This window comes from Longicatena sp. 210702-DFI.1.196, from assembly GCF_020563125.1.
In the GTDB taxonomy this organism is placed as follows: domain Bacteria; phylum Bacillota_I; class Bacilli_A; order Erysipelotrichales; family Erysipelotrichaceae; genus Longicatena; species Longicatena caecimuris.
Window position 1 is genome coordinate 22,994 of the sequence record NZ_JAJCPX010000002.1, and the last position, 12,256, is coordinate 35,249.

Here is a 12,256-nt window from a genome sequence, read left to right on the forward strand (position 1 = left end):
TTCATTCTCCTCCACGTTCCTTTAATTTTTTCTTTTTTCTCCAAAACAGCAGACTACCATAGAAAATACATCCTAATCCAAGCAGATAAAGGTGTTCATCATAGCCGATACTTCCTGTGATCGGTATTTCTTTTAATCGATAATTCATGAGTTCAAAAGATTCATCTTCTTTTCTTTCAAAAGCAGGAGGATTATCCAAACTACCTGTAATTTGAAAAGCCTTTTGTTGTGTATCGTATGCCAACATCCATTGCCCTGCTGGTAGTACATAACCGATTGGTGCCATATATTCTACAAGACGATACTGTTTTTCTATATTTAAACCGGTTAACTTGACACTGCCATCACTTTCCTGCGATATAGCGATTGAACGTTTTTTCCAACATGGATCATTCGATACTACGTTGCCATCTTGATCAAGCTTTACTATATCTTTTGCATGATCATGCGCATCACTCTTACAATTCAGCTCATATGCAGCAAACTTCGCATTTGCCAACTTATTTCCCTCTTCATCTATTTTATAAAACAAGAAATCGGCTGTTGTAATATCCAATTCGTGATACGTTGTTTCGCTTTCTTTTTCAAAAGAATGCTGATGAACCTCGATGATTTTCGCCGTATTTACAAATAGAGTATCATCGCCATTATCAGTTACTTTGGTAGGAATGACAAAATGGAGCTCTTGCTCAGCCTGCAGCGCTTCAATTGTAAAGATCAGCTTCTGTTTGTTTTTAGCATCTTGCATCACCTCTACAAATTGCGAATCTTTCACAAGTTGCTGTTTTGTGGAATCATTACCCAAATACCACGCAATAGCATCCAATTGGATATCCAATCCTGAAGGCAGGATATCCTCCACCTTAATAGCATTCAATAAGAAAGATGTTTCCCCATTTTTTACACTGATATCATAGTTGATTTCATCATGCTTTTTCACCTTTGCCGGATGATCCTGAGTTCCGGAGGCAGGTGTTGATGTTTTATGGATTTCCATTTCAGGTTCACGTATAGCCACCGTTGTTTCCGTTGTTTCTAATAAAGAATCTTGCCACTCAACATTGGAAACCTGTGTGTTTGCATTTACCCATGAGGTATTGTATGCCAATATCTTCTTTTCCATATCTTGCTTTATTATATCAATTGGTGCCTTCATATGAAGAATCGCAGAGACTTGTTGCTGTGATTCTAATACAAACGGCGTTCCTTCTACGGTATTACGCATATCAATAGCAACTGCTGTAACTTTTGACATATCCGCTGGTTTTTCTGCACTCCATATTGTCTCATCTTCAATATTGGCATCCCCTTTTAAACCGGCATCATCATGAGATAATATGATATCTTTTTTCATGGAATATAAAACCTTAGCATCCACACCTTTACGAAGCGCCGATGACACATCAACACTTTGTAAAGTTCCTTTCCAATGTTCTCTTTCTCCAGCATTATTTTCCAAAACATCAAATAAAACTAAATTATTAGCTTTCGCTGTATCTTGTGAAGAATACTGTAAACGATAACTATAGCTATCGCCCGTTAATACTTCTGTGGAAGCTGCATATTTCAATTCCTGTTGGTTTTTCACAGACTTAAAGAACCCTAATTTTGAAAATGTATCCCCTGTAAGACTCGTCGAAACAGAAGCATACAAAGTATCTTTCTGAGCACTTTCCCCCGCTTTTCCATCTTCGTCGATATCAATGAACCATTTTTGATCAGAAAATGATGCATCCGGCATATCCGGATAGCCATTTGTTATACTTTCATTACCAGATTTGTAGGCAATACTATTGCTTATATTTCTTCCAAAATCAAAACAAGATTCCCAAGGATAATACCCATGATATTGTAACAGAAAACCACTTTCCCATTCCCAGCCATTAGGTTGAATATTTGTATATTTTATACTATTTTTTTCACCTGGTTTCATACTTACCTGAATGATCATCATGGTTCTTCCGGAGTTCTTCCAATTTTCTTTTATTTGTACCGTAAAATCACATGGTTTATCTGGTAAAAAAGTAGTACCACCCTGTCGATATACAGTAGTCACTTTAATCTTTCCTACATCTACATACATTCCTTTTGGTAATAAATCATAAAACGTTCCTGACTTTTGTTCTTTGAGCGTTCCATTATCTGATGCTTCATCAAAGGGATCGGCATAATTTGAATATGCTGCCTCATATGCATAGCTCTGATACTCAATATCGTATTGTTGATTTTTTGTATCATTTGTCGTTTTAACTATTTCTTTCTGCATATTGCTGGTTGTTGGATAACCTTCTAAAAGAACCCAAGCTTTGCTATGATTTCCTAACGCACCTTCCATACAATATTCTGCTTTATCTCTTTCTATCATCTGTTCTTTTATTTTTTCAGAGCCTTCAATGGTAAGGGTATTTTTCTGGTTTACCCATTTCCCATTACTATCAAATATTCTGCCCGAATTTATGTTATAGAGCATAATCGAATCTTTTCCCTCAATCAGACTAGCAACATGGGCGGTTTTTCTTAATTGAATGCGAATATCTAAATTCAATTTGTTTTTAAAATATTTTGATTCGTGTTCTAATTTCAATGCAATAATCCCTGCTGGCAATTTTACTGTATTATTTCTATCAATGTTTTCAAATACTTTACCATCGTTATCTATAAAATTAAATATTTTATTGCCAACACATATAAACTTTCCTAATTTTATCCATTCACCATCAAAGCTTTTTCTACCATATAGATCAGCAGGTTCCCAATTCCCATATTCCGTATTTTCATTAAATAGATAGCCTCCTATATCCTCATTCGCCGTCATATCAAACTCATTGATAACCACATGCACAGCGCTAAATACATAATCGTTCTCTTGCAGTCGCTCATCCTCTAATGTAACAAAATCATCTACTAATTCGGTTTTATAGCTCTTTTTCCCATAACTATCCAAAACATTGTCAGGCAATCCATCGCCTTTGGTATAAATACCTCCATCCGTTGTCATTTCATTCGCCCAATGCCCCTGTAATTCAGGTAATTCATCATTTATATGAGCTTGTTCCATTAAATTGAAGAAACCCGGTGCGTTGCCGCCCCAACATATATAATTATGAAATCCCTTATTAATCCAACTGTTCCCTTCAGGGTATTTAAAGTTAAAATCTACATAACTGTAACTTGCATCAGCACTTTTTTCCTGATCGAGCGTAGGCATTTCATTAGGATATAAATCAATAACTTTTGCAAACACCTTATTTTTATATAGCGAATTTTTGATTGCATCTTTCCTTGGATATTTCACTAATACATGGGTGATAAAATATGGTGTTTCTAGTTGTGCTTCATCCCCTTGGATCATAAAGTCCTCTTCCCCTATATGAAATACGTTGTTTCCAAATGTATCACCAGGTTCAATTTTGGAAAAATAAGGGTCATACCAGCCTAAAATAGTACCATTGTTATCAACTACATCTTTTAAAAGTAGTTGGTATGGTCTAGTCATACTTGCATCAAATTGTCCTTTGATTAACCAATTCACAAAAAAATAATCTTCTGCATCCGCTGGTTTTGCTCCCCACTCTTTTTGCCAAGTCTCATATTTTTTATATTTCTTCTTTGTTAAGGATATCAAATCTGATTTTGTGATCTGGGTAACCTGCAATTCATCCGCTTTATGTAATAATGTACCATTCCTATATAGTTCCGCCTGTACCTTACCAATAGAACCTGATGAAATAGCACTTGGTTTTTGATTTACAGCTTCATTATAAGTATAATACGTTATATCAAAGATCAGTGTATGCGCCTGTGTAATTTCTTGCGAATTTGTCACTATAAGACTATTGCCATCATCAGATATCTTATAATAAAAACTATTTTGATCTCCATTATCAGGTAAACCAATAGAAAAATTACCTGTCTGCTGTCCTGACCTATCAATGAAAATCGCTTTCGGTAATATTATCTCAATTTCACCTGGACGAATGTTTGCTTGCGTGAATTCTGTTTTTACCTGTGCGGTAATGGATGTACCTGCAGCTTTTGCTTTATTTTCAGCAGGTGTTAGTGTAACTTTACTTACATCATTTGCATCATATTCAATGCAACCATCTACAGCAGCGCTCGTCCATTTCATTTCAAAGCTTGCTATTGAAGATGTATCCGCGCTTGGTTGTATAGCAAACATTTCATGTGGAAGCAGCATTAAAACTAAAGTAAACAAGACACATATCGTCATCCCTCTTTGGATAAATTTTTTCATGCACCGATCTCCTTTCCATCCTTTTATGCATTTTATATCTTTCTTTCCATTTGGTTTTGTGCAAACACCCGTTTTCAACATAGGAATTGTTTAAAAAAGGGAACGTTTCGTCGTATTGTAAAGGTTTTCACATATGGATTATAAAATGTTTTTCCAGAAATTACAAGGCGAATGACGATGCAACCATACCAAATGCAACAGCCTTTTTCTTAATGATGTTTAGCTTTTTGAAAGAGTTACTATAAATAACGGAAAAATTGAATAATAAATAACAAATATATCACTTAGCATAAAAAAAGAAAAGAAACCCTTTCAGAATTTAGTTGGTGATGAAAGATTATTTCCCTTTTTCTAGTGATGCATCTTAAGCTTACCTTCTTTACAAAAGGATAACTATTATTTTTTTATAACCATGCATAGTAAATTACCGAAAAAAAAACGTCATTCTCTTATGGAATATCTAAAAAAACATGGGGAACTGAAATCCATCGCAAAAACATGTGGTGCTTCAGTTTTTTTCTATACATTTTATGGGGTTTTATGTTTTTATCATTTATAACATATCTTCGTAAAAGGATAAAAAAAGATAGAAATCTCCCCGACCAAAGTTTGCTTTCTATCCGTTCATAAGAACAATATGATAATAATAAATTTAGCTCATAAAATCAAGTTAAATCAACAATTGGAATCGATTCAGAGCTAAAGTGATGTATTCTCTTAATGATGATATTTATTTCAAAATGTAATGTAAAAAGAAGTGCTCTTCTTACTTCTAGATTTTTAGCACTTCTTCATTCATTACAATTTATGGGGAACTTTTTCCACCACGGTTTTTTATACCCCGTGTTTTTATACCCCATACTATTTCAGATTACCAATTCTAATAGGCCTATATTGTGAAAATCCCCCATCCATAAACAGACGTTTATTTCCGAGGGATTTTTTAATGAAACTCATGTTGAGATATGCAATACAGATTTTTATATCTTATGCTTGCTTATTTCTTTTCTTTCGATTAACAATTAACAGAATAGCTCCACCTGAAATAATCAGTAGTAATAATAGAGCAGTCGTGTTTGTTGAATCTCCAGTCTTAACATCGTCATCATTGGCAATGTTGCTGGTAGGTTTATTATCTGTCGTATGATTTCCATCATTTACAGATGGATTACTTGACGGACCATCTGTTGTTTCTCCACCATTGTTTGGCTTGTTGTCAGTTCCACCGGCATTTGGCTTATCCGTATTTTCACCGCCATTTGGTTTGTTATTATCATCGTTTGGTTTATCAGTATCATCACCATGATTTGGCTTGTCATCTGTTACATCACCATTTGGCTTATCCGTATTTTCACCGCCATTTGGTTTGTTATTGTCATCGTTTGGTTTATCAGTATCATCACCGTGATTTGGCTTGTCATCTGTTACGTCACCATTTGGCTTATCATTTTCTGCTTCAATCTTTTTTACAATCGCATAATAAGATGCTTCTGTTGTATTAAAGCTCAATTTACCATTCTTCTTTTCCGTTGACAATACTGTGACATTGCCATTTTTATCTATTGCGACAATACTTAATTCATCTTTTTCATTTCCTTTTGGTACACTAATAGAAGCTGCATTACCTTTACCTAAAGAAAGATGTTTATCATCAATTTTTAAATATAGATCATATGCTTGAACAACACTGTATTGCTTTTTAAATGTAGTATCTTTTATGTTATTCAGCAATGCTTTTAACTGACTTGCTGTAAATAAATCAGCATGTAGCTTGGTATTTGGTTTAAAGAGTCCTGTAACACTTACATTATTTGAGGTTAGCGTCTGTTTTGTAGGATTATCATTTACATCATCCTTTTTAACTTCTAACTGATCAATAGCAGCCAATAAACGACTATTTGCTTCATCTAATTCTGCTTGCGTTACTTCTTCTTTATTGAATGTTGCAATAGCTTTTTTATTTTCAGATGCTAAAGCTTTCCAGCTATCCTCGGTATACTTACTTGCTTCTAGAGCACTCACTTTATCCAGTGTAGCACGTAATCCAGAGCGATCCAATTTTTTCAAGCCTTTTATTGCATTTTTCAATGCGTCTACTTTTTCATTTACTTGTTTTTGTGTAACTTTCTCTGTATCATATACAGATTTTGCATCTTTTAATTTTGTTTGTAATGCTTTCCATGTTGTGCTATCATATTCATCTTTAACAAGATCTGCACACTGCTGTATGATATTCAATAATGCTGCTTTATCTACTTGTACACGACTTGCCTCAAAGACTTCCACAGCTTTCTTTAAATCAGCTGCAATTCCTTTGATTACATCTACATTTTTATTGGCATTTGCATAATCTGCTTCTGCTTTATCAATCGCCGTTTTTAAAGCAGTCTTTGCTTTTTCAGGAATTTGTCCATGAGCTTCGCCAACTTCAGCATTCTTATAAGCATCTTTTGCTAATGCTAAGTAAATATTGTACTGTTCATCGGCTTCTAAAGAAGCAATTACTTTTTCAGTTTCTTTCTTAAGCGCTGCTGCAGCTTCATCAATTTCCATTTGTGTGGACTTGTATTTTTCATATACTGCCATCGCTTTATCATATAATGCTTTTAGATCTGCTGTAACTGAGGTATCTTCAACTTTTTTCAACACGATCTCAGCATTAGAAATTTCTGTTAACAATGCATCACGTACGATATATACGACACCATCTTTATAGAATTTATTCATAGCAGCTTTGATTTTATTGATCCACTCATCTACACCAGCGGAATTTAAACCTTCCTCTTTTGCGGCTTCTGCTTTCGCAATAACATCTAACACAGCCTGTTTTGCTTCTTCTTTATAGCTACCATTCGTATTATCATAAGACTTAGAGTCTAATACATCCTTAACTTCTGCAATATATGCCATCAAAGGAACACTTGTATCCACTTTATATGCTCTAAATTCTTGGATGTCTAAACTATCACTTAGTACGGTTAAGCGCACTTTATCCATAAATGCTGTTTCTTTCAGCGAAATCATCAATGCCGGATTTGCATCATCATTGTCACTTCCATCATAAACAGTTGTCCATTTATCTGTCGTAGGGTTATGTGCCTCTATTAATACTTTTGGTGCATTTAATGCTTTTGTACTACTTGCTGTTAATAACTGGAAGATGTTTACATCTGCCGGCTTATCTAAAGCAATTGTAATGACCTCATCTTTTGCCGCAGTATAAAGTGTATCTGTTTTAGCATCCGCAATAACCTTTGCAGCATCAGGAGTTACTTTTGCTTTTAGCGCTACATTTTCTGGAGTTCCCATAAAGAACTCTGCCTCATACAGACGTTCTTCTGCTAAGTATGCATCACCCTTACCATTGTTACCAAGATGCTTAAAGATAATTTTTGTTGCACTTCTGTGTATTGGAACCTCAATTGTACGATTTTCAAGTAATTCGGTAGTAGAAGACTTATCTAATACCAACGTACGGTTGCCGTCATTATCTTCCGTATATACAACATATTTCAGACCAAGGCCAGCCTTTTCAAAAGTAAATTGTGCTTTATCTACATAATACAGATTACCAAGATTATAAACAATATCTTCATCTTTTGTTACTTTGTTGAAGGTATCTTTATCACCATCTACCGTATTTGCATAAGAATTTGTTACATTTTCAATTTTTCCATCACCAAAGATAACTTCATTACTGCTTTCTTCCTCATAGCCCATGACTTCTAATTCAGCAATATCGAACCATCCGTTCTTATTGGCAACTTTACCCATAAATTCAACTTCAACTTTATGAATACGCTTATTCACTTTGATGTTATATGGATGTTTGTCTGGAGTACTATCGTTTACGTCATCTGTTGTTACAGACAGTACTTTTTCTCTTGTATCACTGCCTTCTGGATACACATAGACATTGAAGAAATACCATTTTTCTTCGCCTTTTTCAAATGCTAGATTAATATCATCTACCATATAAGATTTACCTAAATCAACACCTGCTTTGATAGGATCTTTATCTAAAGTTCCTGTTCCATCCCAGATTGGTCCATATACATCCCCATCAAATACCCATAAAGTATCAAGGTTTCCATCAATCATATTTTGTACATTACGACCATATTGTGTTGTATCTGCATAAGCTGTCTTATTTAAAGCTAAATTAACTTTTCCACCGGTTACTTCATCCTTTGTTGAAAGAACCTTAAGTTCTGATAATGCCGGAGAAGCTGCGGAGAATTCACCTTTGCCATTACGGCCAAGATAATTTACATTGACTTTTTTGATTTTCTTATTTACCGGAATCTTAAAATAACGCGTGGTTAATGCTTCCGCATTGTCACTCATATCTAATACAACTTCTTCACTATCATCTTCTAGAATGACACTTACCGTAAATTTATAAGGCAATCCTGCTTTTTCTAAATAAAGCTCAATGAATTCAGCAGAGCCAATGCCTTCTAAATCAACACTTAATGTACAAGGATACATGTCACTTTCTGAACCAGACCATCCCGTTTTCCACAGATTTTCCGTATTCTCATCAGTTACATATTCCAAGGAAGCATCTTCTGCAGTGGCAATTGTTGATGTTGCCGGTTTACCTTTCGCAATATTGTAATATGTCTGTAAATCCTTCTGTGTACCGTAAATGCTAATTTCTGCAAGTGTTACTGGTTTTAAAGAATCTTTTGTGGTAATGGTGAAACGCATTTGCGTAGCTACTTTTTCAACTTTGAAATTTGTATTGGAACCAAGATTTTCATTTGTAGCTTCTGCTATGGTTTCCCACTCATTTGTTTCTGCATTTAAGAATTCAATCTTATAATCGTTAGGATAGTTACCAGCGGCCTGCTTCATACCAAGATCCATATCCGTGATATCGTAAGTACCTTGTAAATCTAATGTCAGTACATGTGGACCATCACCTTTTGCTACCCATTCACTACCATAGTTGCCATCTGTAATATCTTTTAATTCACCGGACACAGCTGTCGAATTTGATGTAAATACCTTACCAAGTGCGATATTTACCTTATCCTCTGTTGTTGTACCCTCTTCTTCTAGTTTTGCTACTGTATAGTTATCAGCTACCTTTTGAGCATTTGTTTTCAGTTTACTATAATCTGCCTTATCCGCATAACTATAGCCATCATCAGATTTCAAATTCGCCCAATGCCAGCCATATAAGAACCAACCTGCATCCTCAATTGCCTTATTTTCAGGATCCTTATCTTTACCATCTAATTCCGCTTGACGATTTTCGATCCAGATTTTCCAACGTTTACCATAGAAATCTTTTGTTAAACCATTCCATTTACGGTTGGAGTAATCATTCAGATTATTTAAGGAGCTGCGTTCGCCAGACCATGTTGTGACCATTGCACGTGCATTAAATTCAAACAGATCCTTTGTCCAATCATCCCCATCACTCATCATATTTCGAGCATCATTGATCCAGTTTCCTACCATAAATTCTTCGCTAGAACCTAATATTTCATCAGAAAGATCAATTATTTCTAGGAATTTCTTTGAGTATTTACGGAAATCATCTGCATTGGATTCATTTTTTGCCTTTACCATTAAAGAGTGATATTCAATTGCTACATTACATAATACCTGATCCGCTACATCTGCTAAATCATAGCGATAAGCTGGAGAGGCTTTAAAGTCATCATAGTTATCAATCAGCAATTGCAGAGCTTTTTCAAATTCTTTCTTATCATAAGTAATATTGCTATGTCCCCATGTAGATGCAGAACGGAAGCTATCTCTTGGAGTTGCATTGATAATCGTTTCTGCAGCCCCTTGATAAGACTCTTGTTTTGCTCCATAAGCAGTTTCATTTAGAATCTTCCAAGCTTCTTGCAGCTTTTCACTTGTTCCACCTGCACGACGTTGTGCATATTTAGCAATCCATGCATCTTCATCAATTGGATCTTTTGTCCAAGTCATATCAAATAATAACTCATAAGCAACCGGACTATTTTCTAAAGCTTCCGGCGTGATGCCGATACCTTTCATGTATTTTGATTCATTCATAGCGATAGCAGGATTTTTAGCAACATTTGGAAGATTTCCATCCATTCCCATACGACCGCCGAAGTTATGCAGCATACACCATAACCAAGGTGTTTCACTGTTTTCCATTACCCCATTCTGTGGGTTTAAGTCGGTCTGCAAATCCAGTGCCAATGCCTGAGAAGGCTTCAGAAGACCGCTTAGTTTTGTCGCATCTAGATTGCCTTGCCATTGCTGCATGACCCATACAGCTTTTTCGTTTGCTTTTAACATCTCAGTTTGCACTTGTTTAAAGGTTTCTGCAAAATCCAAGCCGGATGGATTTCCGCCTTCATGGAAAGGATCGGTTGCATAATAATTTGTTACATTTCCAAATACATTTTTCTGTGCATCATAGAAATCTTTCGCTACTTGTGGATATAAATTTTCTTTACCCTTAGCTGCATCATTTTCTGTAATATATGGCTGAATGATAGAAGGACGTGTATAGCCTACCCAATCTTTCATTTCCGTAATTAAAGCAGTTGGTTGTTTTTTATCGAAATTATCTGGAACCTGTCCAGAGAATCCCTGAACAACAGGAGAAATGCCATAAGTTTGCATACGATCATGCATTTTTCTAGCTAATTCTGTACGTTGCTCAAACCAATTATCAGGTAATGGTCCACCATAGCTATATAAGTTTTGCATGTAGAACCAAGCAAAATATGCAGGACCACATATATATTCTTTTACTTCTTCATCACTATAGCCCCATTTATTCAAAGTTTGACGAAGTACTTCTTCCTGCCCCACGATGTCCAGCATCAAATTTACACCGTTCATAGCAGCCCAGTCAATAAATTCTTCATACTGATCCCAATTCCAGAAAGACATGGTATAGGAATATGTACAGAAGTTCAAAGCGTAACGATATTCATACTGTGTATCCTTTACGATTTTCTTTCCGACAGGAACAATCCCCTTCTTCATTTCCGTATTGCTGTCAAATAATGGATTATAATCCACCATAGCATAGTTCTTTAGATAATAATTGAAGCCACTAGCTAATGAAATACCGTTATTTCCACGTACAATAATGGTATTGTTACCACCATCTTCAATTTCAAAGACATCTCTGCCATTCATCTTAGAACGTAATTCAAATTTGAAAGAAGATTGCCATTTAGAACCTATTACACGGCCTACTAAAGCACTTGCTTCATTTAACACCTTTTGATTTGCATAAGTTTCATCACTTTCAAATTTATCCCATTCTTTTTGCCAACTGCTGCCTTCCCAATTACTTGTTTTGATAGCCGCTGGCTTTTGCACGGTGTCATTTACCTTTGTTCCATATACCTCAATCTCTGCCAGATTTGTTTGGTAGCCTTTTGAGTTATATGCCATATTTAAACGTAAATAGGATGCACGCTTGTTTACATTATGCGTATCTCCCTGTGCCGTTGCCACATTGCTGTCTGTCTTAGAAATAATCTTATCAAAGTTCGTTCCATCTACAGAAGCATATACGTAATAGTTACTGTAAGAATCATCTACATTGGTAAAAATCTTAATTTGTGAGAGATCATATGTTCCATCAAGCTTAATATCAATATAGCGATAGTGATCACGCATTCTGCTTTTCCACTGCTCTTCCATCGTGCTGCCTTCTCCATTCGCGGACATTGATTTCCAACTGGTGCTCTTAGATCCATCAACGATGTTAGAAACTGGATGAGCGGATGCCTGTCCCATAGCAGTTACAGAATTTGCATCAATCGCTATCTTAGATGCTGCTGCAATTTTAACAGGAAGATTTGTAAAAACTCCTGCCGTCATGCAGGCAGCCAAAAACAATTTGAATACCTTTTTCATAGTTTCCTCCTCTTTACCTTTCACTGTTTTTATTATAATCTTGCATAGATTGTAAAATATTGCTAAAGATAATAAAATATTGCTACTCCTTTAAGAAAAGTCATATAAAGATACAAAAAAATA

At 35.4% G+C, this 12,256-nt stretch carries 2 protein-coding genes; both read right to left on the reverse strand.

Translation table 11 applies throughout. The annotated features are described in order from the left end of the window. Position 1 precedes the first annotated feature (1 nt). Positions 2-4,255: an isopeptide-forming domain-containing fimbrial protein gene (locus LI241_RS01270; protein WP_008687380.1), complete on the reverse strand. Its 4,254-nt coding sequence runs from the start codon at positions 4,253-4,255 to the stop codon at positions 2-4. A 987-nt stretch (positions 4,256-5,242) separates the two neighbouring features. Beyond that, positions 5,243-12,133 carry an alpha-N-acetylglucosaminidase TIM-barrel domain-containing protein gene (locus tag LI241_RS01275; RefSeq protein ID WP_017144699.1) on the reverse strand — a complete coding sequence of 2,297 codons (6,891 nt, stop codon included), beginning with the start codon at positions 12,131-12,133 and terminating at the stop codon, positions 5,243-5,245. Between the last annotated feature and the right edge of the window lie 123 nt (positions 12,134-12,256).

What these genes read in the sequence shown, in the direction of transcription:
- LI241_RS01275 (WP_017144699.1), bottom strand. Translation starts at nt 12,133, where the DNA reads ATGAAAAAGGTATTCAAATTGTTTTTGGCTGCCTGCATGACGGCAGGA.
- LI241_RS01270 (WP_008687380.1), bottom strand. Translation starts at nt 4,255, where the DNA reads ATGAAAAAATTTATCCAAAGAGGGATGACGATATGTGTCTTGTTTACT.